The sequence below is a fragment of the Blastopirellula marina genome, assembly GCF_002967765.1.
Taxonomy (GTDB): domain Bacteria; phylum Planctomycetota; class Planctomycetia; order Pirellulales; family Pirellulaceae; genus Bremerella; species Bremerella marina_A.
This window is the reverse complement of record NZ_PUHY01000012.1, coordinates 721325-746287: the sequence shown is the minus strand read 5'-3', so window position 1 is coordinate 746287 and position 24963 is coordinate 721325. Positions and strand designations below refer to the sequence as shown.

The window sequence follows — 24963 nt, the reverse complement described above, 5'->3', positions numbered from 1 at the left end:
ATACTCAACGAGCCATCAAAACGCACTTGGTGTATCAGCATCAAATTGCCTTCGCAGCGTGCATTGCGGCGTCGTTGATATACAATTGCTGAATGCTTTTTCATGATTGATCTTCCCCGACGCGGAGTGTTTCCAGGTGATCTTACGCTGCCTGTTAATCTGCCTTACTTCGGCCTTTCTGATTCATTCGGTCTATGCCGCCGAGCCTACTTCCGAAAAGAACTTCACGCTTGACCTTAATCGTCTCAAAGACCGAATCAACGCAATCTACGATCGGCACGAGTTCTCGCAGCGGCGATTCGAGGGAAGCTGGCAGTCGGACTCGAAAGGCTACACTGTCTGGCAGTTCGATCCCAAATCCATACGCAGTCAACACGTTCGCTACGAGGTGAACACAGGCGAACGCTCGGTCCCACATCCTCCGCTGGAAGTAGAAATCCCTGATGCCCACGGTCGCATACTCCAGCGAAATGCCAACTTGTATCTAAGAGATCCGGCCACTGGCAAAGAGGCTCCACTCACCGATCAGAAATCGGGCACCGACATCCACTACGAAGAGATCCAGTGGAGCCCGGACAACACGAAAGTACTCTTCGTCGAAACCGATGTCTCGAACGTGCGCACCCGCGTGATGATTGAGAAGTCAGATCCTTCCTATCCCAATGTCCGACGAATGCGATTTGCCCGTGTTGGCGAGACAATTCATTCGCATCGTATTGGTGTCGTTGACACGAAAGAACGAAAACCGCATTGGCTTCCTATTCCGGCGCCGGAAGAAGGCTACTACCTCGGTGAAGTCTGTTGGGCGAATAACTCCAAAGAAGTCTTCGTTGAAAAACTGAGCCGCTTTCGTGACGAACGTTGGTTCCTGCTCTGCAATCTTGATACCGACGAAGTGAAAACCATCTTCCACGAAACTGACCCGGCCTGGGTAGTCGCCAGCATTCAGAAGAACACCGGCATCCAATGGATTGAGGAAGGCGCGAAGTTCATTGTCGTTAGCGAAAAGGATGGTTGGCGCAGAGCCTATCTTTACTCGCGAGAGGGCGAAGAACTGGCCGTTCTTACACCAAAACGCTGTGATCTAATCGAGAAGTGCTACATCGACGAGTTCGGCGGGTGGTATTACTACTACGCGTCGCCCGAGAATGCCACGCAGAAGTATCTGTACCGTGCTGCACTGGATGGAACGGATTCCGCTCAACGCATAACACCGCAGGATCAGCCAGGTACGCATGACTATCGCTTCTCACCGAATGCTCAATGGGCGTTTCATACCTATTCATCGTTCGATCAACCTCCGATTACTGAGTTGGTCGAAATGCCTGAGCACCGCGTCGTTCGCACGTTGGAGGACAATCACAATTTAGGTGAGCGTGCGAGTCAAATCGGCGTGCAGCCAGTGGAATTTCTAACACTCGACATTGGCGACAACGTGGTTATGGACGCCTGGATGTTGAAGCCTTCGGAGTTTGATCCTACGAAGAAGTATCCTGTTCTCGTATATGTTTACGGCGAACCCCATTCGCAAACCGTACTCGACCAATGGGGCGCGGGTCAAGCACTGTACCACCGGGCGATCGCCGAGGCAGGCTATGTTGTCGTTTCAATCGATAATCGTGGCACGCCAGCGCCCAAGGGTGCCGCTTGGCGACGCGCCGTGTTTGGTAGTCTCGGTCCGCTTTCTACCGAAGAGCAAGCCGCTGGTCTTGAAGAAATTGCTCGCCAGAAACCCTATGTCGACCTCTCGCGAGTTGCGATTTGGGGCTGGAGCGGCGGTGGCTCGAACACCCTCAACGCGATGTTCCGCAAGCCAGAGGTTTACCATGTCGGCATTGCTGTTGTTCCCAAGCCGCAGCCACATCTTTACAACGCCGGCTTTCAGGAAAACTACATGCGCGATCGCGAAGTCAATCGCGAAGGCTACGAACGTTCCGCTCCGATCAACTTCGCCGCCGGGCTGAAAGGGGATTTGTTGATCTTGCATGGTGGCGGCGAGACCAACACACACATCCAAATCGTCGAAGGTCTGATCGACCGCTTAATCGAACTCGGCAAGCCGTTTGACTATATGGTCTACCCAAACCGAAACCATGGACTCAGCGAAGGCCCAGGCAGTGTGGTGCACGTCCGCCAGCAAATCGCCCGTTACTTAACTTCGCATCTCCCGGCGGGACCACGATAGGGCAGTCAGCTGAGTTATCCGCCAAATGGATTGGAATTGTCTTCGTCGAATTCCTTCCACTTGTGTCCATCAACCCAATACTTGACGACTTCCTTCTCGGTCACAACATAGATGAAACAATCTTCGTCGCGTTGAAAGTAGGGTTTCAGCGGGCCAGCTGGCATGATGATGGCCTTAACCTTACCTTGGATTTCAACCGGATTGTCGATCGGGTGGCCCGCCTCTGGCTTGTCAGCGGGTAGCTTCACTTCGAGACCAGGGTAGCGAGGGCCATCGACCCAACAAGCTTAAATTGCCTCGGCCGTATCCACAAAGCAGCAAAGTCGGGCATGGTCGACAAACTTCGTGGTTTCCTCGATCCAGTTTTCGTTGTATTTCAGCCCGAGTTGTAATCGGGAATCGGAAAGGTCAAAGTCTTCGCGCACTAAAAACATGTGTAAGCCGTTGGTCTCGTATAACTCGACTCCATTAGCAGTTCGAGACTCGCGCAATTCCCGCCCATTCATTTCGCGAATGTGATCGTACGTCCATTTCAAGTTGGCGACAAACTTGTCATCTATTGCTGGGACGCGTGCCTGAGAATAGCCAGCGTAACCGCAGAATGCTCCCTCGAATGTGTCTTGAAACGAGTAGTCAACTACCCGCGGCATCTTCTGCTTGGTCAACGAGTCCAAGTTTTTCTGCGTTAATGTGGCATGAAAGAAAGCATCGCCGGGTAGGAAATAGTTGTTGCTGCCATAGCTACTTGGGGCTGCAAATAACAGAACCGCAATAGCGAAGAGAAAACGTGTCATATCGAAGATTCCCGTTGATTCGCACGGATGGACAACAAGGCCTTTAGCCAAGTTAGTTCCATTAGATTATCTTTCACAACGATCGACCCAGCAAGAAAGTTGAACAATGATAGGCTGCCCGTCTATTCGGGATCTTCGAAGAGATGCTCATCGAAAAACTTCTCGACCCAGGCAAAGTCCCACCGCCCTGGTTGGTCTTGATTCATCTCCTGACGGATCTGCATCGCTAGGTCAAACCCCCTAGTTCCCGGCGTGAAACGGACCTTGTAATCACCGATCTCAAAATCGATCAGGTACGGATCGGCCCCAATTTGGTTCATCGAGGAAATCCAGTACGAGCGAAGCGAAATCGTTTGGTTGCCAATCTTACATGAGTGCCAAAGAGACTCGTGTTCGGCCCATTCAATCTGGTGATTGATCGTTGCATACAACAAACGTTCTAGCGTGCGTATGTCTGCAAAGTATTGTGCGGAAGGCTCCCAATCAGGCCGCGACAAAGAATGTTTTTTAAAGAACTCTTCAATACTCTCAACAGGAGCGATAATCTCATCTCGCGAACAAGAGAACATGTACCAACAAGTCGACCACCCATACGTCCCGCAGAAGAAACCGGCATTCCAACCTGGGACATCCAGTTCAATCATTCGCGGCTTCGCGCCTACTTCTCGCAGCGATTCGAAGTATCGAAATCGCATCAAACATTCCCGCTCACCCATCTTGGTTTCGTACCAGCCATGTTCCGAAGTATCCTCCCAATGAAGACTGCCGGTATGAAAGCGATTCAGTAGCTCATGCTTAATACGAATGTGCGACGGGATAGCTGCTTCCAGCTCTGGATCGACAGGCGGAAGGTGTGCATCGAGGAACGCTTCCCAATCCGTCCGATGCGAAGGCACACCTTCGATCACAGCGATGACATCCTGCAGGATGTACCAGCCTTGGGTCCCGCAGCCAAATCCAGTCGAGAGGCCCGGCATGTGCAGGTCGATGACGAACTGTTCCGGACGAATCGGATCGGTGATCAAGATCGACTGCTCGCGAAAGCAAATCACTTGCCCACCGAATTGCGTAACGTACCAATCGTCTTCATTGCGAACCCACGCAAGTTCCCCGGCCCGTGTTACTTCGAGCAGCCAATTGAGAACGATGCAGTCTCGTCCATGAGTCATTCGTCCAACTACACTACTTAAGAGGCAAACCTGGTAAACGCTTTCCGTTGGTGGTCACGATTTGAAAATGGTGGATGCCATACGGGTGGCCGTCACGGTGCGTCCAGACGACCTTCTTTTCGGGCGTCACCTCAAACAGCTTTGGTGCGTCTTTGTCTTTGTTACCGCCGGCATAGCTGGTGATAACGTAGTTTCCGTTTGGCAACACCTGAGCGCCGCAAGGGTCTTGCAGCCAGGGTCCTGGCAGATCGTCGTTGGTTAGTTGCCACACAATCTTTCCGTTGGCATCGAAGTCGACTACTCGATTGCCGTGCGTACAGTTCACCAGCGTGTGGGCCTCGCCATGGCGAATGGCGGTGAAGGGCCAAGTATGAATCGCATGATCGTCGTCACCCGATACCGTCGTATCAAGCTTACCGAGCAGCGTGCCGTCGGCGCTATAATGGAATACGGCGAAGTCCAGCAGATGAGGAACCACATAGGTACCATCGGCCAGCTTTCGAGCCATCCGTGTTTGCATGTGATGATTCGCAAGCTGGCACTCTAAGGGAAACTCGACCTTGATATTCCCACTACGATCCACCTCTAACAACCGCGGCTTGGGGCCAGCTTCGGTCAACACGTACGTGCCGTCAGCGGTCGGCTGCACACTGTTCACTTCGGCCTGAGTTCCTTGCCAGATTACCGTTTCGTCTCCATCGCGAGTCACCTCGACGACCGCCCCGCCAGGGAAGCGTTTCGACTTGGTCATCGTCAACAAGAGGTTGCCGTTCTCTAGGACGTAACCATCCCGTGTGTTGTGAGGATACTCCCAAACGACTTTGCCTGCCTCGTTCATGATGTAGGTATGCGAGCCACATGCGAGGAACTCATGAGCGACGGGATCTGTATTTTCGGATGGGCTTTCTGATTGGGCAAACAGCATGCCAGGAATGAACGATACGGGGGCGAGGAATACGAGAAGGATGAAGCGGAAAAGTTTGTTGGACATTAGGAGGACGCTTTCGAAGAAGAGAGAAAGATTTGGGCGGGGTTGAGATTCCGGCTTTAGGGGAAGGAGAGTAGGAGGACTCGCTAGTCTACCTGAGAGATCACTGCGAAAATCCACAAAAAAACGGCACTCGGTTTCCCGGGTGCCGTTTGATTATCTGGCGAACGTGTACACGTTGCAAATTAAACTTCTTTCGCGTCGATCCAGCTCATCAGGCGACGAAGACGTTTGCCGACTTCTTCGACCTGGTGGGTACGTTCGCGGCGGCGGATGGCCTTGAAGCGGGCAGCGCCAGCTTTGTTTTCCAGGATCCAGTTGCGGGCGAACGTGCCGTCTTGGATCTCGGTTAGGACTTTCTTCATTTCCGCCTTGGTTTCCGGCGTGATAATACGCGGGCCGGTCGAGTAGTCACCGAATTCAGCGGTGTTGCTCACGCTGTATCGCATATAGTTCAGACCGCCTTGGTAGAACAGGTCGACGATCAGCTTCACTTCGTGCATGCACTCGAAGTAAGCCATTTCTTCCTGATAGCCAGCTTCCACGAGGGTCTCGAAACCTGCCTTGATCAGTTCGCTGAGGCCACCGCACAGAACGACTTGCTCGCCGAACAGGTCGGTTTCAGTTTCTTCGGCGAAGGTGGTTTCGATCACACCACCGCGAGTCGCACCGATACCCTTGGCGTAGGCCAAACCGATCTGACGCGATTCGTCCGAGACACCGTCGCCCAAAGCGATCAGGCCGGGAACACCACCACCCTTTTCGTATTCGCTACGGACCAGGTGGCCAGGCCCCTTGGGGGCGACCAGAACGGAGTCGACACCCTCCGGTGGAACAACCTGGTTGAAGTGAATATTGAAACCGTGCGAGCACATCAGCACGTTGCCTGGCTTCAGGTTTGGCTTAACGTACTGGTTGTAGATGTCGGCTTGAACTTCGTCAGGCAGCAGCATGTTGATGATGTCAGCCTTCTTTGTCGCTTCTTCGACACTCATTGGCTCGAAGCCGTGCGACTTGGCCAGGTCGTAGTTTGGGCTACCAGGACGCTGGCCGATGATAACGGTGCAACCACTGTCGCGCAGGTTCTGTGCTTGAGCATGTCCTTGCGAACCGTAACCCAGAATGGCAATCGTCTTGCCCTTCAGCACGGACAGGTCAGCATCGTTATCGTAGTAGATTTTGGCGGTCATTTCGTTCTTTGTCTCTGAGTTGTATCTAGTGATGGACGGTGTAGGAAATGAAAGGGGAGAGAGAAGTTATCCGTGTTCCGTTTGCAGTAACAAGAAGAGGGAAGGAATCGATCAACTTCCCTCTTGCTAAACACCTTTAACGGAACAGTTCAAACGATGGCAAAGCGGTTAAGCTTCTACAGCGTGCGGGTCTACGACCTGTTCTTCCAGGGAAGTACCCGCGCGAACCATGGCGATTCGTCCCGTCCTCACCAGTTCGCGGATTCCAAAGGGTCGCATCAAATCGATGAATGCGACGATCTTGTTTTCGGTGCCGGAGATTTCAACGATCACTTCGGTCCGGCCGACGTCGACGATGCGGCCGCGGAAGATATCGACCAGCTCGTTGATTTCGCTTCGCGCTTGGCCCCCATCGGCGGCCACTTTAATCAACATCAGATCGCGTTCGACGAAGTCTTGCGAGCTGACATCCAATACGCGTACGACGGTGACAATCTTTTCGAGTTGCTTGCGTACTTGCTCGAGGACATGATCATCGCCGACCAATACGAAGGTCATTCGCGACAAGTTAGGATCCTCGGTTTCACCCACCGCGAGCGAATCGATGTTGTATCCGCGAGAGGCGAGCATCCCGGAAATGTGGGCGAGTACCCCGGGCACATTTTGTACCACCGCCGAGAGCACGTGACGCATTGTTTTCTCCCAGAACCGTAAATTGAAACCCGCATGATAGTTTGCCCCCCTTGTATGGACAAGAGGCTGGGCTTAGCCACCCCATAAGACCAACTGAAGGGCCCTTAGCTCCGCCGTAACGCGGGAAGATGTTACACGACGTGGCAGAGCGAACCGATCCTGTTAGGACAACACAAGTTACGAAGAGTTCAGACCCCTAATCTGGGGTCTTCAGATTGCGGCAGGATAAGCCGTTTGCCCTGCCGCTTTGGCCATGGAGGTAGAAATTATCCAACCCGCATGCTGTTCGGGCTAACGCCGGTCGGCCAGGCTCGGCGAGCGAGCAAATCGGTCGCACAGCATCCCTCGAAGTATCGCCAGGGTGTATTCTCCCACTCCTGGCTGTAATTTTCCCGATAGACGATGACTTTGCTGATATCGACACAATAGGTCCGAAGACGTTCGATCAGGTTGACCATCTGGGAAACGGTCGGCTGATAGTGCCCACTGCGACCGCTGAACCATTTGACGGTACCCCGTTCAATCCGTATGGTTCCGGCAGCCTGAGTTGCTCCTCCCGCCATAAACGAGGAATGCTTTAATGCCTGCTCTCCTTCCCGGCCACTAACGTAGATTCGGCCTCGATGATCCATCACGTAAAGCGAACCACCATTCTCCAAGTTGTCGCGCGCTGCATCGGTATCGTAGAGATTGAGCGCGCCTTTACCCGCGGCCCCTGCGTAGCTCCACTTATTTGCTTTGCCTGCTCGGAACGACAGTTTGAATAATTGTCGGGCGACGTCCGTTTGGTACCACTGCATCATGTCGGCAGCAACGGCATTGGCGTCTTCCTGATTTCCATGATCAGTAACAATCTTGCCAAACATGACCGTCAATTGTTGGTCAAGTTGATTTGGGACGCAGTTTAGGGAATTAGCCAGAACTCCGCTGATATAGTTGTAAAGCCCTTGAACAGCATCCAGTTGATTGTCACTTAATTCCCCACCCATTTTGCTCTTCGCATAAGCTTTCCCTTTCACGTTATTCTTTACGACAAATTGAGCTTGGCGAAACATGTAATAAAGCTGTAACTTTCGGCGAAAGACCTCCCGTGCCGTGCCGCCGCCAGGTAATGTGCTGTACTCTTCGATAAGTCTTCCTAATCGTTCCATTGCTGGGAACGGGCTTTTTTTATTTCCACCCAGCAAACGCTTCAATCCAAGATCGATCTTCCATTGATCCTTCGTGGGAATAGAGTTGTAGACTTTCGGCATCCGTCAGATTCCTTCAAGAATGGGGAAAAGGCAAAGTCAACACATCCGCTGTGACAAGATCATGCCGTCAGTTGGGGGTCAACATCATTGCCAGATAAGGTCGAGTGGCCGAGGGGTCAGCGACTACGGTTGTTGCCATTTACCAAAGAAGCGTAGCATCGTTGTCTAAGAATTTCGGAAATTGCGCGGTCACGGCATTTCGCTGAGAGAAGCGTGTCTTGCATTATCGACTTCCCCTCGGTTCGACGCGAACAAACCGGCTAAACGAGATGATTGTGTTGGCAAGCTAGCGGTAGAGAGATGCATGCCGACTGAGATGGATTTTTCATGTCAGCGGGCGACGAAGACTTATCTAAGCTACCCGCTTGTGTCACAAAATGGCGCCCCATACGGGACACTGAATTCTAAGAAGAGGCCAGGGCTCGAATGGTACATTCGATCTCGATCTTCGTTTAAATTGATCAGATCCGAGAGAAGAGGTTCTCAAAAGGCGCGACCTATATGCACAATTGGACCGATTCCGACGGAGCGTCCTCGCTGCTGATAATTAGCACGGTCGTTCCATCGCAGTCGGTTACGTGGAACGGAATGCCAACGCGCACCTAAACCCTGTCCCTGTCGAGGTAAAACAACCCGATGGCAGTTTGCAGTGAAGTGTGCATTTTCACCTAGGCTTTCAATTCCTGAACGAAATCGAAAGTAGCTTCGTTTAACTCTGCTCGGTTGGAGCGAAGCCATTCTGCTGGGACATTCGGGATGGTCCTATCAGATCCAGTGAAGTAACCGTGACGAATGTCGATTGAGGGTTTCGTTCGTTATGGTTCGATGATATTGCGTTTGAGAATAGCGGCGACATCCTCCTCAGTTAAACTACTCATCCTAACGCTTAGTCTTTCCACGAATGCGTCAATCTTTCGCCGGGCTTCCAACTTTTCAGGAGCATAACTTGCATATCGCACTCGAAACCAAGACGAGTTCGTCGAGAGTTCAGCGTAAACCGGAATGCCCCCCTGCTGTTTCGATTCCTGAGGCTTTACCATCGCTTGAATTCGCCTTAAGTCTGCGAAATCAAGTTTCGGAACGAGTTCAAATGTCGCTCGCCATATCCCCATTTTATGGTCCGCAGGCAAGCCTGTGCCGTGCCTTGGAACAAGTTTCTGATTTGGAAGAGATACTTCGACGAAGACCCGCCCCGACTCGTAACGAACGTGGCACATCATCGAATTCTCCAGCGATTCGATGAACGGCCTAGCGAATTCAAACTCTTTCGCGTCGACTCTTTCCGCGGCGTTCACCGAGTTAACAAAGAGCAAGGTGAACGCAAGAGCAACGACAACGAGGACCCGCGTTATGTGGTCGCTAACCATGACTACGGTCTCAACTTCGCGTTGTCAATGAAGTCTGCCAGCTTCTTGGCCATCTCTGGGTTATCTTTGGCAATGTCGTGCTCTTCCCCAATATCGACGCTCAGGTCATACAATTCCAATGGTTGATTTGGACCACTACGCATTCCCTTGAATTCCTTAAACCGAGCTGCTTCCCACTTGTTGAACGAAGAGTAGCTCGTTCTTTCGCTTGCTTCGGAATCTTGTTTGCCTAGCATCGTTGGTAAGAAGCTAATCCCATCGTTCTTGGGAACATCTTTAGCACCGGTTAGTTCGGCGTAAGTTGCCAACACATCGTAGGCATTGAACGTTGTGGCCGACTCCGTGCCAGCGGGAATCTTACCGGGCCAGACGGCAACGAACGGTTCGCGGATGCCTCCTTCGTAGACCGATCGCTTGAATCCTTTTAAGGGGCCATTCGAATTGAAGTAGTTGACGTTGTGTCCGCCTTCGTTGTGTGGCCCGTTGTCCGACGTGAAGACGACCAGCGTTTTCTCTTCAAGGTCGAGTTCTTTCAACAGTGCTCGCAGTTGACCGACGCTTCCATCAAGGTAAGTCACCATCTGCGCGAATCCCTTTTCGACGTCAGGCCAATCTTTGTCTTTGTATTGACCGTAATTAGGCACTTCGCTGCCGTTGCCTGTGACTCGGCCTCCTTCGTTGTTGGCGTGCGGCAAAGTCCAGTGCAAATGCAATAGGAATGGCTTATCTTGGTTGCGGCGAATGAAGTCGAATGCCTCTTTGGTCATCACATCATGCGAGTAGGTTTTTCGAGCATCGAGCTTGGCAACGCGATTCTCTGGCTTTTTGTCCCCCATCAACACATTTCCTTCCAAAGGCAATTTCTCGCACTTATCTCCTTCGCAGCGCCAGAGATGAGTTGGGAAGTAGTTGTGGGCTTCGCTTTGATCGAGATACCCACACCAAAAATCAAAGCCGTGGTAAATCGGTTCGCCACCGCTACCTGGGGTGCCCATTGCCCATTTACCAACACCGCCAGTGGTGTACCCTTGCTGCTTCATTAATTCGGCAAGCGTGAAATCGGACGACTGCATCGTGTACGGTTTGTTGTCGTTGATTGGCTGGTGGCCGAGATGCTTTCCGGTCCATAGCACCAACCGCGAAGGGCGACAAACGGTGCACCCGGCATAGAAGCTCGTGAGCTTCATTCCGTCGCTGGCCATCTGATCCAAGTTGGGAGTCTGAATCGTCTTCTGTCCAAAGCAACCCAGGTCGCCATAACCCAGGTCGTCAGCATAGATAAAAATTACATTTGGCTTATCCGCTTCTGCGGCAAAGACCGCGGCAGGAATCAATGCGAGGCAAGCGGTCAGGGCGAGAACCAGAGAACGGAGCATGGTGGGAACCTCGAAGACGAGACCAGAAAGGAGAATTGGGCTAATGCGTCCCACAGTATCCCCCGACGATTTCACGAGGTCAAACTTCTGCGGATTGCTCGCTGCTAGGCAAAGGAGTTCCACGCCCCAGAAAGTCAGCGTGGCCGCCCTTCCCCACCTTTGCGGAGAACCGCACTAGTCATTAGAAGGCGAAACCTAAAGGGCATAATGTTTTCTGGCTAAGTAAATCTTAGATTCACGCTAAATAAGCCACTTTGGGCATCGAATTACACTCTCAATACAGTCGTAAATTAGTACTATAAATGCACTTAGAAATTGATCTATTATGCATGTTATTCTCATATTGGGTTGTAGTTACCGCCATGTCAATCTGTGCGCCAACTCTCTAAAACCCCTCTATGGGCGTGCATACATTCTGCCCAGTCGGACGCAGGCAGCGCTAAATACGACACTTCTAACAAGGATTGATTCGTCAAATGTCGGCAGGGTCATCTTTGAGCGCCCTAGATTTGCCTGTCAAAGGTCCCGATGCAGTTCACGCAACAACGACCGAATCCCAAAGTACAACGATCAGGGCAGGTGCAATGAGAATCGGAAAAAAGGTCTTGCTTCTAAGTCTCGCTGGTCCCATGGCGTGCGCGGTCATCATCCTCACGATCGTGCTAATTAGTGGGTCTGCACTCGATAAGACGGTGATCGAACAAGCCGAGGACATGGCTCATACCCAAAGCCAGGCAGCAGCGCGCAATGTGCGTCTGATTCTTGAATCGCAAAATGCCCTGACGAGCGAACAACTCGACGCCACAATTCAGTTCAGTGAAGAACTATTGAATGAAAAGGGAAGCTTGGTTCAGGAAGACGAAGTGTTGGATTGGACCTGTAAGAATCAGTACACCGGCGAAACCAGCTTGCAGAAGCTTCGTGGCATCTCGATCGACGGAAATCCTTTAGGTCAAGTTCGTGATCTGAATCAATATGTTGCCTACGTCGACGATGTGTCGAAGTGGTCAGGCGGTACCTGCACAATCTTCCAACGAATCGACGGCACCGGCGATATGTTGCGTGTTGCTACGAACGTCAATAAGGATGGACAACGTGCGATCGGCACGTACATTCCTGCCATCAATCCTGACGGAGCGAAGAACCCAGTTGTTGATAAACTGCTTCAAGGCGAACCATATTACGGTCGCGCTTTTGTCGTCGATAAGTGGTATTCCACAGCTTACCATCCTGTGAAAGACGAAAACGGCGAGGTGATGGGAGCGTTGTACGTCGGACTGCTGCAAGAGGCGGCCGCAGATCTTCCGCAGCGGTTGGAGAAGGTGAGCCTCGGCAAGAGTGGCTATGTCTTCGCCGTGCAAGGAAGTGGGAAAGACAAAGGAATGTATCTGGTTTCTAAAGACGGAGCACGCAACGGTGAAAACGTCTTGGATACGATCGACGCCAACGGTGAACCTTTTATTCAACAAATGATTGACAAGTCGAAGTCCGCTGCACCAGGTGAGATCGTCGATCATCAATATTATTGGCAAAACGAGAGCGAATCTGCTGCTCGAGAGAAGCTCGCAGCCGTGTTTTATTACGAGCCGTGGGACTGGGTGGTTGGCATCAGCACCGATAAAGACGACTTCCGTTCGTCCGTCACCACAACTCGTAGCAGTCTGAACTGGATGTTGATCTACGTCGGTGTGGGTGCAGTCATCGTGGTTACCTTGATTACGATTTTCTCAGTGATAGGAACCCGCATGCTGGTTCGACCACTCAATATCATGACGGAATCTCTCCGAGATATTGCCCAAGGGGAAGGTGATCTCACGAAGCGACTTGATATTCAATCCAAAGACGAAATCGGCGAGTTGGCCAATTGGTTCAATATCTTCATGGATAAGTTGCAAGGTATCATCAGCCGAGTTGCCGATTGTGCCTCGTCGCTATCCGAAACCTCGGAAAAAATGTTGACCACGGCATCCGAATTGTCCAATGGAGCGGACGAAGCGAAGGGGCGTAGCACGAGTGTGGCTGCGGCATCTGAGGAAATGGCCACGACCATGACAACGATGGCCGATGCCATTCGGGAATTAACGGGTAACATCTCAACGGTTGGTAATTCCGTCGAGGAACTAACCAGTTCGATCTCTGATATCTCCAAAAATACCGAGCGGGCATCGTCCGTTGCGATCAATGCCACCGGTTTGGCAGAAGAAAGCAACCGAAAGATCCAGAAGCTAGGAAGTTCCGCTGAAGCTATTGGGAAGATCGTCGGCGTGATCGAAGACATCGCTGAGCAAACCAATCTGCTAGCCTTGAACGCGACGATCGAAGCCTCACGCGCCGGAGAAGCCGGAAAAGGCTTTGCTGTCGTGGCCACTGAAGTGAAAGAACTCGCCCACCAAACAACCGAAGCGATCGAAGACATTCGTAAGACGGTTGACGGGATTCAAGAATCAAGCACGGACGCCGTGAATTCAATCGGTGCGATTACGGAAGTGATCGAACAGATCCGCGAGGCAAGCCTTTCAATTGCTTCGGCCGTCGAACAGCAAAGTGTGACGACGAAACAAATCTCGTCGAACATCAATCAGACAGCCGAATCGGCGAAAGCAATCTCGTCCGGTGTCAGCGACTCGGCGACGGCAAGCAAGGAAATTACCGAAAACGTGAACGGCGTTGATCGGGCCACCCAGCGCACCGCAACAGGAGCAGCGACGACTCGGTCGTATGGTGACAATCTGGCCGAGTTCGCGCACGAGATTAACACCTTAGTCGGTGGATTCAAAGTCTAACAGCAACGCCGATCCTGGCTAATTAGCTCGCGTTATAGACGAGATCATTACCCAAAATTGATCCGCGCCGGCTTCGACTTGTTTCCTAGTCTTCGCCGGCTAAAAGATGTAATACGCCTTGGCATCAAGACTCTCCGCGAGACGTGGGTCGTTGGCCTTCTCTAGCAGGTAGTAGTATCCGTACGGATATTTGAAAACGTGACCGATCCCCAGCGTTTTGTCACCTCGTTTCTGCCAATACTCAAGCTTGTTCGGTCGCAGCTTTGAGGGGCGATGATCCGCAATGCTTCGAGCATCCTCTTCTGGCCCTTTTCGGGTAACCGTTACATATTTTCGAAATGCCGTTCGGCATCCTTCTGCTAGTTCCTCGTTGCCCATCTCAGCCAGTTCGACCAATGCCTGTCCAAAAGTTAGCATGTGACCCGCGAAGCCTTGTCCGAAACCATGAAATCGGTCGATCGCGTTACTGGCCTCTTGCAGGATGAATTTCGAAGCAGCTGACTCGTCGGAAAAATGAGGCGGATCGACTTCGGCATCAGGTTCAATATCGCGCCACGGCTTGAAACTACGCACTAATTGGCAGACGCCTTCGACTCGCTCTTTTGTGGCCAACTGGGGCATCGTACGAAACGCTTTAATCGCCAAACTGGCGAAAATAACGTTGTGCCCCACCTCGCGCAGTACCTCACCTCCTTCGAGTAACGCAAAACCAACCTTTTCAATCGCCTTGGGATCGGGCTCTCCTTCTGGGAACGACGCGCACAATTTTGTCTTCGCCCAATTTACGTCGAACATCTCGGTCATTCGTGCCAACACAGCTGGCGGTAAGTTGTTCTCTTCGCACAACAGATAGGCCGAAATCATGCTCGCACCACGGTGCCCGTCCGCGAAATAGTTCATCTCCGGCGAACGAGCCAAGGCGTTCATTCCGAGAACCATCAAACGCTGATCCGGCCCGTCCTTCCCATCATCCGCCCAAGAGATGGGCGAGAAAGAGCTACTAGCTAAGAATCCACTAGCGGCAGCCAGTTTAGTAAAACGGCGGCGATCGATTGAATGAGACATTCCACGTGCCTGGAAGGAGGAAGGAAGGTGAGCCTACGGTAATTGTAAGCAAGGAATTCTCTCGCTACCAATTATTAGCACCACGGTTGCGATCGGCCGTACAATGCGTGACATACTACGCGAACGCGTTCGTATCGAACGATCTCTGGAACAGGAATCACATTCCGAGTCATGACCATCGATTCAAGCACAATTAACCCAAAAGTATGTCGCAGAATCGTCTTGCCGGTGGTCGTGAGCGTTTGCACCTTCTTCGCCATGATCGTAACCGTAACTAGTAAACTTACTGAATCGGAGAGACCCAGGCTAATTCATTATGATCTCTCGGTTTTGAGCGATGCCTACGTTGATGTGCAACCCTTGCTCTGGCCGATGTTCCTCGGGTGCGTGATCTGGGGCTCGGTCCTAGGTAGTAAGCGTGAAGTTTACGTCTACGAATTACTTCGCTTTGTAGGCATTGTTTTTAATCTCGCCGTGTTTTGGCTTGTGGGATTTCTCGTGGCGTTCTTCGTGACATATCACGATTCAATCCTACGCATGGAACCAAACGCGCCTTTTCTGTAAGGTCCTGGAGTGTTGCTTTCAGATGCCTGAAGAAATTACCTTGCCGCGCCGTGCTGCGTTACATGTCGTCACCAGCGTAAGTGTCTTCACACTTATCGTCATAGCGGCCACTCGGCTGACTGCAACCATTGAGTATTACTACTCATGGGAGCCACTCGCCGAGAGATCGTTCCCCTGGCACGTTTTAATTCATTTTGGCATCTACCAGTACGTGTGGTGCCTTATGCTGGCCGTACTGATCTGGGGCGTTTGGCTGCTCAGCACTCCCCTAGTATCCGTTCGTCATCTGATCGTTTTCGTAAGCACCATCGGAAACATGGCTACCGGCTGGGGATTGTGGACGGTTTGGACGATCTATTACCTGAACGACCTAGAGTGGCAGAAGTTCTTGGAATCTGTTCCTTAGAACGTTAGCTGATCGGTAAAAACGTGACATCCCAAAACACAGGGTTCCCGCGAACCAAGTGAGAGCCATCGATACGGCAAAGAGGCTGATCTCTTCGGTTTGTCCTCAGATCCACTTCCCATTTGAACTTGCCGGCATAGTCGATGATACTAGTCTTCAGCGTATTCTCCCACCTTTCGACCTCCGAACTCCGGATTTCTCCTCATGCCTCCCCTACCCTTTCGTTTGGCGCTTTTGTTCTGTGGTCTCATGACGTCGCTTGTGTCTGCGGCGGATCGGCCCAATTTTATCGTCTTCATTGCGGACGACGTCAGTTGGAACGACTTTGGTTGTTATGGAAATTCAGGAGCCCGTACGCCCAATATCGATGCGTTGGCAAATGATGGTCTGAAATTCACAAATGCTTATCTCACCGCCAGTAGTTGCAGCCCGAGTCGGTGTAGCATCATCACCGGTCGCTACCCACACAACAACGGTGCTGCCAGCGAACTGCATCGTCCGCTTCCCGAGCATTTGATCAAGTTCCCGTCGCTGTTAAAGGAAGCTGGTTATTACACGGCACTTGCTGGTAAGGATCATATGCCGCAAGACCAAGCAAATGAGAAGGCCGTTTGGGACGAGAAGCGGGGCACCGGAGTGCCAGGTAACAACGGTGGCGAAGGACACTGGGTGGATGTGGTTCAGAAACGACCGAAGGATCAGCCCTTTTTCTTCTGGTTCGCCGCGACTGACGCCCACCGCGACTGGAACGGGGATCGTGAATGGAAAGAAGATCTATACGGGCCGAAACATGATCCGGCCGATATGGAAGTCTCGCCCTACCTCCGTGACACTCCAGAAACCCGCGACGACCTGGCTTCCTACCACAACGAAGTTACCCGCTTCGATTACTTCATTGGTCAGGTTGTTGACGAGTTGAAGAAACAAGACGCGCTCGAGAATACGCTCATCTTTGTTATGGCCGACAATGGTCGCCCTTTTCCTCGTGGAAAGACGCGCGTTCATGACAGCGGAATGAAGACGCCTTTTGTATTGCACTGGCCAGAGGGAATCGAACAGCCAGGCAGCACGACCAAGAGCTTGGTAAGCGTGATCGATATATGCCCGACGGTACTATCATTAGCCGGCGTTAAAGTGCCTGAACAGGTTCAAGGATTCAGTTTCGCCAACGTGCTGAAGGACTCGACAGCCCCGCATCGTCACTATGCATTCAGCGAACACAATTGGCATGACTACGAGGCCCATGGTCGAGCCGTCCGGAATGGACAAGGCATTCTATACGTTCGTAACGCCCGTCCCGACAAAGCATGGCTTGGCCCTGCGGACTCGGTTAGTTCTCCTTCACACAAGGATCTGCAAACCGCCAATGCCGAAGGAAAGTTAACAACCGCTCAAGCGGATGTCCTGCTCGAACCGCGACCTAAAGAAGAACTTTACGATACCAGCAAGGATCCACTACAGACGAACAACCTGGTTGGCAATCAAGAGTACGCCAAGCACTTGGCCGAGATGCGAAACGTAATGGATACTTGGCAAAAGGAAACCGGTGACAGTGTTCCCGAAAACTACACGGTGGATCACTACGATCGCGAAACAGGTTACATCGACAGCAAAACTGGCAAGCGAATCCGTGGGGCTCGACCCTACGGTGATTGGTCCGGATTCGATCATAAGTCGTCGGAAATTAACGCGTCGGGACCTCATTAGTCGATAAGCGGTACAGGAAAATAAAAAGAGCTCCCATGAATGAATCCGTGGGAGCTCTTTCGTTCCACCTTCTCTGTTCCTTAGGTGGACATATCGAAATCGAACCGGTTCGAGATATTACAGTTCGATGACGACATGATTCTCGTTATCGGCGCTGACGAGTGCCGGAATCCCTGCGATCGATTCAGGTTCCCCTCCACCGCCACGTCGACGTCCTTTCGATTCGGGATTCGCAACTGGCTTCGCCGGGGGAGCCTCGCCCTCGGTCAACGTTTCTAAGCCACGTTCCTCTTTTTGAACTGGAACGGCGCCCTTTTTGAGCTTGCCACCGATTACCGTAACCAAGTGCTCTCCTTCGATTGCACCAGGTCGACCGGTCGAGTATCGAAGCTTGAAGTTACCTTCTTCATCCGACTCTCCGTAAGACGGAGCTCCGTCTCCCTTAGGGTAGAACTCGAGCCAAGCTCCGGTGAACGGAACACCATCTTTGGTGATTGTACCGGTCACTTCATGTAACTCTGGGCCGGTTTGCCAAGAGCAACCAGTTGCTCCCAGCAAGGCGATTGCCAGAAGGCAAGTGAATGCATGTTTCATTGTGACGAATCTCCTTTCCAAGAGGCTGAGGTTCAGGTTGAAGCCTGACGAAAACTTGCTCTTGGTTCCCAGATGAGAACCGCACTAGCAACTTCCAACCACCGACTGGTTCGTAACCAGCATTGGGTGCTGAAAGAACTTTTCGAGAAAGCATCAACCGATAAAAAATGGCCCCCGCAGCCAAAACCACGGGAACCAACCAGCAACTTGAATTGCATGGACTAACCTTCGTCGCTATGCGACTCCGGTAGGATGTTTCTTACAGTTCGATGACGATGTGATTGTCTTCACCCGCCTTGACGGTTGCCGTAATTCCTTCAACAGGTTTGGACGGTCCACCACGTTTGGCACCACCCTCTGGTCGGCCAAGCGGTTTCGGAGCGGCGTCACCTTCGGTCAACGTGGCAAGACCTTCCGATTCAGCCGGAGCGCCGCCCTTGGTCGTTCCACCGATCACGGTGACCTTGTGGTCGCCAACCATCGCACCTGGCTTACCGGTCGAGTAGCGAAGGGAGAAGTTCCCTTCTTCGTCCGACGTGCCGTACGATGCTCCGCCATCGCCAATTGGGTAGAACTCAAGGTTCGCCCCAACCAGAGGGGCACCACCCTTGGTAATTGTGCCCGTGACCATGCCCATCTCTGGACCTTCTTCACCGCCGCATCCTGCCAGCGAAACGATACCAAGCATTGCGATCGCCAGCAGTGTTTTCTTCATGACTAACATATTGATGTTTCGTCTTTCCTCTCAAAGGAACCAAAGCGGGGGAATTAGTATTCGCCGACGACCTGACCGTCATGACGATTCGCCAAGCGGGTCAACGTGGTGAAGTTGATGTTTTCGCTGATGAAACGAACCGAGCCATCGCCCAGAGCGATCATCGCACCACCTGGGTGAGCCGAGGTGTAGATGGTGTGGTAACCAGGACGACCGTACCAGTAGTCACCCATTCCGAACGGGTTGTTGGTCGTGGAAGGAACGAAGTTGATACCGGCACGCACCGAGGTCAAGCCCTTCCAGTAAGCTTCGGCAGCCGTACCGCCACCACCGCCGGACCAACCACCACCGTGCCAAGTCCAAGCTCGGTAGGTGTCCTTCTTCTGGACATTACCGGACGAGTCCATGATCTTCACGAAGTCAGACTGTTCGCCCAAGGCAATCGTGTTGCTGGTACCGTCGGTGACGTGCTTGAAGCTGGTAGGTTCGGAGTTGCGGACGTCCAGGACGGTGAAGATACCGTTGTAATCTTCGCGGCCGTTGTAGCCATTCCAGTTGGTCAGCGGACCACCGTTGTATTGACCGGTGCAGCCGACGTAGTCAGGAATCTGATATTTGATCGACGAAGGGCAACCGTCGCTGGTCATTTCTGACGAAGCATTCTGAGTCCAGAATTGGGTCATCGGATTCGATGGGCAGTTCAGGAAGTCAACATCCAGAACCGTGGTAGCACGCCAGTTCTTGTCGAAGCCACGACCGGACCAGTCATTACCGATAAAGGTCGATTGCTCGTAAGCAGCCGATTGCTCGATGAACGGCCAGATACGAACCAACCAACTAGCGGGACGTTCGCCGTTGGTCGTTTGAATACTTCCGATTGGGAAACAACCGTGCGTATCGTGATAGTTGTGCAGCGCTAGGGCAAGCTGCTTGGAGTTGTTACTGCAGCTCATGCGGCGAGCAGCTTCACGAGCCTGCTGCACGGCTGGCAGCAGAAGGGCGATTAAGACGCCAATAATGGCAATCACCACGAGGAGTTCAACGAGAGTGAAGCCGAGAGGGCTTCGGCGGGTGGTCGACATGGAAACGTTTCTCCAGAGGAAACAAAGAACAAATGCGTAGAAGTAAACGTAAATATTGCGAGATATCCCTACGATATATCGGGATATCCATGTCAGCAATATGGCAAACTCCGTGCCGATAATTCTTTTTTTTCCTAAAGTCCTGCGCAATAGAATACGGAAATCGCACCTAAATCCAGTAGGCTCACTGACCTTCAGCAATTCTTGCGAGCGGGTTACGGATCACCGTACGAAAAAAGTTAGGGAAGAAATTCTCCGGACACATGCTCATTCTTCGTGCAGAGGTGCTTAGACTGTAAACATCTTAGGCAGCGGAACTGGCCCCAGATAGCGAAGGGTCCCTTCCCTTTGATCCGCGATTTCAGACTTCAAGGGAACATGACCTTCCGTTAACCTTAACGACAGCCCCCCTGTAGTAGCTGCACGCGTGTGGATTGAGCAAGAAATGAAAAGTCCCTGCGCTTAAGAGCACAGGGCCTCTCGTTTACAAAACGCTACCACGTTTACTTTGAGGACAGATCGAACTCAAAATCGTTTTGCGGCTGATTCTTTACCTCAGCGCTCACACCGCTCTTTTCCGGAAAGGTGTACTTCTTCGGCAATCCGGAAGGAAGCTTAGGAATGGTCGGCATTCCGCTGGCGCCCGGTTCTAAGCCGGAAGCGGAAGGAGCGATAGCGATTTGATACGTTGCCGCCGGCACGATATCGACACTGGCAAAAGTACCATCTTCGTTCAGAGGGCAAGTGACCCCAAAACCAAGATCTGCGTTATGAAACTTGATGTCAGCGCCCGACAACGGTTTACCGTTCAAAGTAACTTTGCCGGAAACCAACCCGCCATCCTCTTTTGCTCCAGCACAGCCAGCCGAAGTTAGGATACCGAGAATGAGAACCAATAGAATTGATAGTTTCATGATAGGTCGTTCCATGAAATGGCTCGAAGCGATACTTAGTCAAACGTCACAACTTGGCCGTCGCTACGCAGTGCAAGCAACTTGAAATTGTTCAGATCGATCGTTTCGGCAATGAAACGGCTCGAACCATCCGCAAGCGTAATCAAGATCCCGCCAGGATGCTGAGAAGCCAGAATCGTCGAGTTCACGTAACAGTAGCCACATTCCCATTGATCTGGACAGGTCGCATTGGGCCCGTATTGAATCGGAACGATTCCGGACATGATGCCCCATTGGCTGCCGGTTTGGTCCAAGTTGGCAGGTCCTTCCCAGCCACCATGGTATCCCCCTGGTGCCATCGTTTTACCGTCCGCGAACGGCCAAGAGCCCACGCCAGAGCCGGTGTACTTCACGCGTTGCGATTGTTCGCCCAGGATCATCGTGTTCGACGTACCATCGGTCAGTTCGGCCAAGCGAACCTTTCGATTCATACCAAACGGACCGTTATCACAGTTCCAACCATAGAACTTCTGGCAAGTACCAATGTTGGTACCCACGGCACCACTCACGCCCATGTAATGATGGTATTGGAACTTATGACTGTTCCAACCAGGATTCATGTTCGGGTCCAATGGGCTCGATGGGCAAATGAACGCATCGATGGCCACATCCGACAAGTAGTTCACATTGGTGCCCGAGTTCGACGAGCTGCCACTGAACGACTGGCCGAAATCGAGGAAGTCGTAAAGAGCTTTCTGCTCGATGTACGGTAAGACCGACACACGCCAGTTGTGGTTCTGCAGCACACCCATTGGCAACGCCTTGTAGGTGTCGTTGTACATATGCAGCGCGAGGCCCAATTGTTTCATGTTGTTGGTGCACTGCATACGGCGAGCTGCCTCTCGAGCTTGCTGGACAGCCGGCAGCAGAAGGGCAATCAATACACCAATAATCGCGATGACAACCAGAAGTTCAACTAAGGTGAAACCACGAGGCTTCAAAGTGGCAGTTCTCATTCTTCTCTTCGATTCGTTCAAGACAAAAATACAATTACGCTCGAATATTCCGCGACTAAACCGCAGAGATATCTCCGGATATCATGAAGCAAGGTGCGTACCGAAAGTGAAGATTGCGAGAATGCCGTGCGCGTTTGCGTTTCTATTTTGACCTAAGTGCGTTAGTCGTTTGGACTACGGCTATTTGTGTATTTTCCGCATTTCGGCGTCCCTACTCCATAAGTAATAGGGTCAATTATTCGCCATTAGGTTAATTCGCGTAATTGCGAAGCATAAGTGCTTACAAGTTAAACAGCATGTCGACTACGAATTCCCCTGTAATGGTTATTACTAAAAACCTGAGAGGGGAGCTATTCGGATCCACCCTATGTTTCAAGAACTCACTTCCACTTCGATTCAGTTGCTGAGCTCTTAAATAATGATGGGATCGTACTCATCAAACAGTTCTTAGGGTGAAGAGACCTAAAATATGCGTCGTCTTGTCAATCAAAAACAACCAGTTCGTTTCCGTGACGCCCATTTGGAAAGTCAAAATCGTGCGCAAATCACCAGATTGTCTGCGTAAAGAGGACTTAACAATCGCTTAATGTCCAGTTTCAATAGAGTAATCAGGCCACCATTTTCCCTCCTTCCCTGAGACCTACCTGTGCGAAAGCTAATTCCCGCTGCGATTGTCACCGCTATGTTCCTCGCCATTGTCCCGATTGCGCATTGCGCAAGGCCTGGTGATCCGGTCGCGGAACTACAGGAAACCAATACCGAGACAAATGAAACCAACGGATTGCATTGGGGCCCGAATCCTAAGACCTATTCGAATTGGACAACTCACTCAAATCGACTAATCCCGGTTTACACATTCGGAATCAACCTCGACTCTGTTCGGGGGCAGAATAGTATCTACCGGAGCGAAGAGAAGCTGAAAGAACTGTTCGGCTTTGTGCCCACGAAAACCGTTAATCCCGAAGCAGAGTATTTCGACCAAACCGACGTCTATCGCCTGCAGAAGATGGCGGTCGATTCAGGCAAGAAACGGATCATTCTATTTGTCTACGATGGCATGGACTGGCAAACGACCTGGGCCGCCGCCATTAACAAGAGCGGCAAGGTGCCGTATCGCGAAGGTCGTGGGACCGGCCTCCATTTTCAAGACTACCGTGGAGCAACCACCGACTTTGGCTACTTTGTGACAACGCCGCACAACAGCGGTACCGACGTGAATGTCGATCGCCAAATCGTTACCTCGCCAGGCGGTAGTACCAAGGGTGGCTACGACCCGAAGGAGGCGGGCGACAAGCCTTGGTCAATTCCGCCGGATGCAAACTACCCGATTGCGAAGGGTAAAAATACCAAGCACGCCTACACCGATTCGTCCGCTTCGGCGACTTCGATGACCGCTGGGATCAAGACCTACAATAACGCAGTAAATGTCGACTACCTCGGTCGTGAGATCCTTCCAATTTCGCGGCAACTGCAGAGCGAAGGATGGCACATCGGCGTGGTAACTAGTGTACCGATTTGTCATGCGACGCCAGGCAGCGCTTATGCGAACAATGTGCATCGTTACGACTACCAAGACATCACGCGCGACATGATTGGCCTGCCTTCCGTTTTCCACCCAGGTGCTTTGCCTGGCGTTGATGTTCTGATTGGTGGTGGTTCGGGTGACAAGAAAGAAAAGGATGGAAACCAAGGCGAGAATTTCGTACCTGGTAATCCTTATCTCACTCAGGAAGACATGGAAAAAATTAACTTGGCCAACGGCGGCCCATACGTCGTCGCCGAGAGAACTTCTGGCCGTAAAGGACCGGAAGTCCTCGAAGAAGCTAAGGCGAAAGCGATCGCGGAAGAGAAACGCTTGTTCGGTTTCTTTGGCGTGAAAGGTGGGCATCTTCCCTTCCAAACGGCCAATGGTGATTTCAATCCTGTCGGTTCACGGCCCAGCAAAGTCGAGAAGTACACCGAAGCGGACATCAGCGAGAATGTCACTCTTAGCGACATGAGCTTAGCCGCGCTCGATACATTGGAAGCCAAAGGAAAGCCTTGGTGGCTAATGATCGAAGCGGGCGATGTCGACTGGGCGAATCATTCGAATAACATCGACAATTCGATCGGCGCCGTTCTCAGCGGCGATCAAGCATTCCACAGTGTGACCAAATGGATCGAAGAGCACGGTGGCTGGGATGATACCTGCCTTATCCTGACCGCAGACCACGGGCACTATCTCGTGCTAGAAGATCCTGAAGTTCTGACAGTGAAGTAAGTATCGTCAGCGATCATCAACCGTAGAACAAGTCTCGATTTACCTTGATCGAGACTTGTTGCATTTCTTGAAGGCCCGCTAGTCTTCCAGCGGCACACCGGTCCAAGGGCAGAACTTCCACGAGATATGGGCGTCTTTGCCGTTTGGGCATTTGCGCGGGACATACAGCGCGTTCAGTGGAAGTTCGATCGTGCTGTCCATGGTGCTACCATCGCGACGCACCATGCGAATATCGATTTGGCCTGGCTCGTACGAATCGAGAATCCTCGAGCCATCTTCGTTTGTGTTATCGAGCACGAAGATCTCCATGCTTCGACCCATGTTCCCCATAGCCGCTGCCATAACCGGTTTGAAAACGGCCAGCACGCCTTGCAATTCGCCGCTGATCTCCTTCATTGGCTTTAGGTCGCGTCGTTTGCCGTCGGTGGCGATCACCGAGATCTCCAGCTTCTTCTCGATCTCGTCTCGCTGGTAGAAATCGAAGCGGCCAAGCGGAGTGACGTCTCCTTGAACCAAGGCCAGCATTGTGACCCCTTTCATCGTTTCCAACAGCTTGGCTTTGTTGGCCGCGGGAAGCGCCGCGTTTTTATCCATGACCGTCTGCCAATACTCCTGAGGCAACCACAAAGCAATCGCCACGAAGTTAGTCCCATCTTCCAGTGGTCCTTGATGAATGGTCTGAATGTCTTGCGATAATGCCGTCAGATCAACATCCTTCAGTGGCTTTCGTTCGGCAGAAAAGAGCGCGGAAGCAGCGAGACCGACGAGTAGCAAAGACGAGATAATCTGTTTCATAACTATGTTCGACTAACCAAGGAGAAAACAGGAAAAGTGCCTCTGTTTATCTGCGAGGCACATCTTTC

At 51.9% G+C, this 24963-nt stretch carries 22 protein-coding genes; 5 read left to right on the top strand and 17 right to left on the bottom strand.

The window, feature by feature from the left end; all coding sequences use genetic code 11:
- Positions 1 to 136: 136 nt before the first annotated feature.
- Positions 137 to 2185 carry a S9 family peptidase gene (locus C5Y83_RS19555; protein ID WP_233207288.1) on the top strand — a complete coding sequence of 683 codons (2049 nt, stop codon included), beginning with the start codon at positions 137 to 139 and terminating at the stop codon, positions 2183 to 2185.
- A gap of 14 nt (positions 2186 to 2199) precedes the next feature.
- Here C5Y83_RS19555 and C5Y83_RS19550 read toward each other — a convergent pair whose 3' ends face one another.
- From C5Y83_RS19550 to C5Y83_RS19510, 9 genes are all read right to left on the bottom strand, one after another.
- Positions 2200 to 2433, bottom strand: a complete 234-nt coding sequence (locus tag C5Y83_RS19550; protein ID WP_105331431.1) for a hypothetical protein — start codon at positions 2431 to 2433, stop codon at positions 2200 to 2202.
- Between the two features lie 39 nt (positions 2434 to 2472).
- Entirely contained in the window at positions 2473 to 2979 is a 507-nt protein-coding gene (locus C5Y83_RS19545; protein WP_105331430.1) for a hypothetical protein, read from the bottom strand.
- A gap of 122 nt (positions 2980 to 3101) precedes the next feature.
- Positions 3102 to 4148: a hypothetical protein gene (locus C5Y83_RS19540; RefSeq protein WP_105331429.1), complete on the bottom strand. Its 1047-nt coding sequence runs from the start codon at positions 4146 to 4148 to the stop codon at positions 3102 to 3104.
- A 13-nt stretch (positions 4149 to 4161) separates the two neighbouring features.
- Complete coding sequence (locus C5Y83_RS19535; RefSeq protein ID WP_105331920.1) at positions 4162 to 5073, bottom strand: hypothetical protein; 912 nt, start codon at positions 5071 to 5073, stop codon at positions 4162 to 4164.
- A gap of 248 nt (positions 5074 to 5321) precedes the next feature.
- On the bottom strand, positions 5322 to 6359 hold the full coding sequence (gene ilvC / locus C5Y83_RS19530; protein ID WP_261341473.1) for a ketol-acid reductoisomerase: 1038 nt from the start codon (positions 6357 to 6359) through the stop codon (positions 5322 to 5324).
- Positions 6360 to 6494: 135 nt separating this feature from the next.
- A complete protein-coding gene (gene ilvN / locus C5Y83_RS19525; protein ID WP_105331427.1) occupies positions 6495 to 7019 on the bottom strand; it encodes an acetolactate synthase small subunit in 525 nt (174 codons plus the stop codon).
- Positions 7020 to 7285: 266 nt separating this feature from the next.
- Entirely contained in the window at positions 7286 to 8272 is a 987-nt protein-coding gene (locus tag C5Y83_RS19520; protein ID WP_105331426.1) for a hypothetical protein, read from the bottom strand.
- A gap of 815 nt (positions 8273 to 9087) precedes the next feature.
- A complete protein-coding gene (locus C5Y83_RS19515; RefSeq protein WP_105331425.1) occupies positions 9088 to 9639 on the bottom strand; it encodes a hypothetical protein in 552 nt (183 codons plus the stop codon).
- A gap of 2 nt (positions 9640 to 9641) precedes the next feature.
- Positions 9642 to 11015, bottom strand: a complete 1374-nt coding sequence (locus tag C5Y83_RS19510; protein ID WP_105331919.1) for an arylsulfatase — start codon at positions 11013 to 11015, stop codon at positions 9642 to 9644.
- Between the two features lie 584 nt (positions 11016 to 11599).
- Here C5Y83_RS19510 and C5Y83_RS19505 point away from each other — a divergent pair.
- Positions 11600 to 13798 (top strand): methyl-accepting chemotaxis protein, encoded by a 2199-nt coding sequence (locus tag C5Y83_RS19505; protein ID WP_158262419.1) that lies wholly within the window; start codon positions 11600 to 11602, stop codon positions 13796 to 13798.
- Between the two features lie 99 nt (positions 13799 to 13897).
- On the opposite strand, the gene C5Y83_RS19500 is transcribed toward C5Y83_RS19505, so the two are convergent.
- Both C5Y83_RS19500 and C5Y83_RS29160 read right to left on the bottom strand, forming a co-directional pair.
- Positions 13898 to 14863: a hypothetical protein gene (locus C5Y83_RS19500; protein ID WP_105331423.1), complete on the bottom strand. Its 966-nt coding sequence runs from the start codon at positions 14861 to 14863 to the stop codon at positions 13898 to 13900.
- Between the two features lie 74 nt (positions 14864 to 14937).
- Positions 14938 to 15123 (bottom strand): hypothetical protein, encoded by a 186-nt coding sequence (locus C5Y83_RS29160; RefSeq protein WP_146117841.1) that lies wholly within the window; start codon positions 15121 to 15123, stop codon positions 14938 to 14940.
- Between the two features lie 326 nt (positions 15124 to 15449).
- Here C5Y83_RS29160 and C5Y83_RS19490 point away from each other — a divergent pair, with 326 nt between their 5' ends.
- Together C5Y83_RS19490 and C5Y83_RS19485 are read left to right on the top strand one after the other, a co-directional pair.
- Positions 15450 to 15833: a hypothetical protein gene (locus C5Y83_RS19490; RefSeq protein WP_105331421.1), complete on the top strand. Its 384-nt coding sequence runs from the start codon at positions 15450 to 15452 to the stop codon at positions 15831 to 15833.
- Between the two features lie 204 nt (positions 15834 to 16037).
- Positions 16038 to 17540: a sulfatase gene (locus tag C5Y83_RS19485; protein ID WP_105331420.1), complete on the top strand. Its 1503-nt coding sequence runs from the start codon at positions 16038 to 16040 to the stop codon at positions 17538 to 17540.
- Between the two features lie 117 nt (positions 17541 to 17657).
- On the opposite strand, the gene C5Y83_RS19480 is transcribed toward C5Y83_RS19485, so the two are convergent.
- The 5 genes from C5Y83_RS19480 to C5Y83_RS19460 all read right to left on the bottom strand — a co-directional run bounded on the left by C5Y83_RS19480 (position 17658) and on the right by C5Y83_RS19460 (position 21840).
- Positions 17658 to 18134 (bottom strand): hypothetical protein, encoded by a 477-nt coding sequence (locus C5Y83_RS19480; protein ID WP_105331419.1) that lies wholly within the window; start codon positions 18132 to 18134, stop codon positions 17658 to 17660.
- A gap of 259 nt (positions 18135 to 18393) precedes the next feature.
- Complete coding sequence (locus C5Y83_RS19475; protein WP_158262418.1) at positions 18394 to 18849, bottom strand: carboxypeptidase-like regulatory domain-containing protein; 456 nt, start codon at positions 18847 to 18849, stop codon at positions 18394 to 18396.
- Positions 18850 to 18902: 53 nt separating this feature from the next.
- The gene (locus tag C5Y83_RS19470) at positions 18903 to 19931 is read right to left on the bottom strand and encodes a DUF1559 domain-containing protein (protein ID WP_105331417.1); all 1029 of its coding nucleotides are present in this window, start codon (positions 19929 to 19931) and stop codon (positions 18903 to 18905) included.
- 503 nt (positions 19932 to 20434) lie between these two features.
- The gene (locus C5Y83_RS19465; protein ID WP_105331416.1) at positions 20435 to 20845 is read right to left on the bottom strand and encodes a carboxypeptidase-like regulatory domain-containing protein; all 411 of its coding nucleotides are present in this window, start codon (positions 20843 to 20845) and stop codon (positions 20435 to 20437) included.
- 35 nt (positions 20846 to 20880) lie between these two features.
- Positions 20881 to 21840 carry a DUF1559 domain-containing protein gene (locus C5Y83_RS19460; protein ID WP_105331918.1) on the bottom strand — a complete coding sequence of 320 codons (960 nt, stop codon included), beginning with the start codon at positions 21838 to 21840 and terminating at the stop codon, positions 20881 to 20883.
- A gap of 646 nt (positions 21841 to 22486) precedes the next feature.
- Here C5Y83_RS19460 and C5Y83_RS19455 point away from each other — a divergent pair.
- Positions 22487 to 24100 carry an alkaline phosphatase gene (locus C5Y83_RS19455; protein ID WP_233207287.1) on the top strand — a complete coding sequence of 538 codons (1614 nt, stop codon included), beginning with the start codon at positions 22487 to 22489 and terminating at the stop codon, positions 24098 to 24100.
- 78 nt (positions 24101 to 24178) lie between these two features.
- Here the strand turns inward: C5Y83_RS19455 and C5Y83_RS19450 are convergent, their stop codons facing one another.
- On the bottom strand, positions 24179 to 24895 hold the full coding sequence (locus tag C5Y83_RS19450; protein ID WP_105331414.1) for a hypothetical protein: 717 nt from the start codon (positions 24893 to 24895) through the stop codon (positions 24179 to 24181).
- Positions 24896 to 24963 lie beyond the last annotated feature (68 nt).

Bases quoted from the DNA above. Each gene is read 5' to 3' on its own strand.
- C5Y83_RS19485 (WP_105331420.1), top strand. From the start codon at position 16,038: ATGCCTCCCCTACCCTTTCGTTTGGCGCTTTTGTTCTGTGGTCTCATG.
- C5Y83_RS19520 (WP_105331426.1), bottom strand. From the start codon at position 8,272: ATGCCGAAAGTCTACAACTCTATTCCCACGAAGGATCAATGGAAGATC.
- C5Y83_RS19470 (WP_105331417.1), bottom strand. From the start codon at position 19,931: ATGTCGACCACCCGCCGAAGCCCTCTCGGCTTCACTCTCGTTGAACTC.
- C5Y83_RS19535 (WP_105331920.1), bottom strand. From the start codon at position 5,073: ATGCTGTTTGCCCAATCAGAAAGCCCATCCGAAAATACAGATCCCGTC.
- C5Y83_RS19505 (WP_158262419.1), top strand. From the start codon at position 11,600: ATGAGAATCGGAAAAAAGGTCTTGCTTCTAAGTCTCGCTGGTCCCATG.
- C5Y83_RS19540 (WP_105331429.1), bottom strand. From the start codon at position 4,148: ATGACTCATGGACGAGACTGCATCGTTCTCAATTGGCTGCTCGAAGTA.
- C5Y83_RS19475 (WP_158262418.1), bottom strand. From the start codon at position 18,849: ATGAAGAAAACACTGCTGGCGATCGCAATGCTTGGTATCGTTTCGCTG.
- C5Y83_RS19500 (WP_105331423.1), bottom strand. From the start codon at position 14,863: ATGTCTCATTCAATCGATCGCCGCCGTTTTACTAAACTGGCTGCCGCT.
- ilvN (WP_105331427.1), bottom strand. From the start codon at position 7,019: ATGCGTCACGTGCTCTCGGCGGTGGTACAAAATGTGCCCGGGGTACTC.
- C5Y83_RS29160 (WP_146117841.1), bottom strand. From the start codon at position 15,123: ATGGCGAAGAAGGTGCAAACGCTCACGACCACCGGCAAGACGATTCTG.
- C5Y83_RS19515 (WP_105331425.1), bottom strand. From the start codon at position 9,639: ATGGTTAGCGACCACATAACGCGGGTCCTCGTTGTCGTTGCTCTTGCG.
- C5Y83_RS19450 (WP_105331414.1), bottom strand. From the start codon at position 24,895: ATGAAACAGATTATCTCGTCTTTGCTACTCGTCGGTCTCGCTGCTTCC.
- C5Y83_RS19465 (WP_105331416.1), bottom strand. From the start codon at position 20,845: ATGAAACTATCAATTCTATTGGTTCTCATTCTCGGTATCCTAACTTCG.
- C5Y83_RS19460 (WP_105331918.1), bottom strand. From the start codon at position 21,840: ATGAGAACTGCCACTTTGAAGCCTCGTGGTTTCACCTTAGTTGAACTT.
- C5Y83_RS19510 (WP_105331919.1), bottom strand. From the start codon at position 11,015: ATGCTCCGTTCTCTGGTTCTCGCCCTGACCGCTTGCCTCGCATTGATT.
- C5Y83_RS19490 (WP_105331421.1), top strand. From the start codon at position 15,450: ATGCCTGAAGAAATTACCTTGCCGCGCCGTGCTGCGTTACATGTCGTC.
- C5Y83_RS19545 (WP_105331430.1), bottom strand. From the start codon at position 2,979: ATGACACGTTTTCTCTTCGCTATTGCGGTTCTGTTATTTGCAGCCCCA.
- C5Y83_RS19480 (WP_105331419.1), bottom strand. From the start codon at position 18,134: ATGAAACATGCATTCACTTGCCTTCTGGCAATCGCCTTGCTGGGAGCA.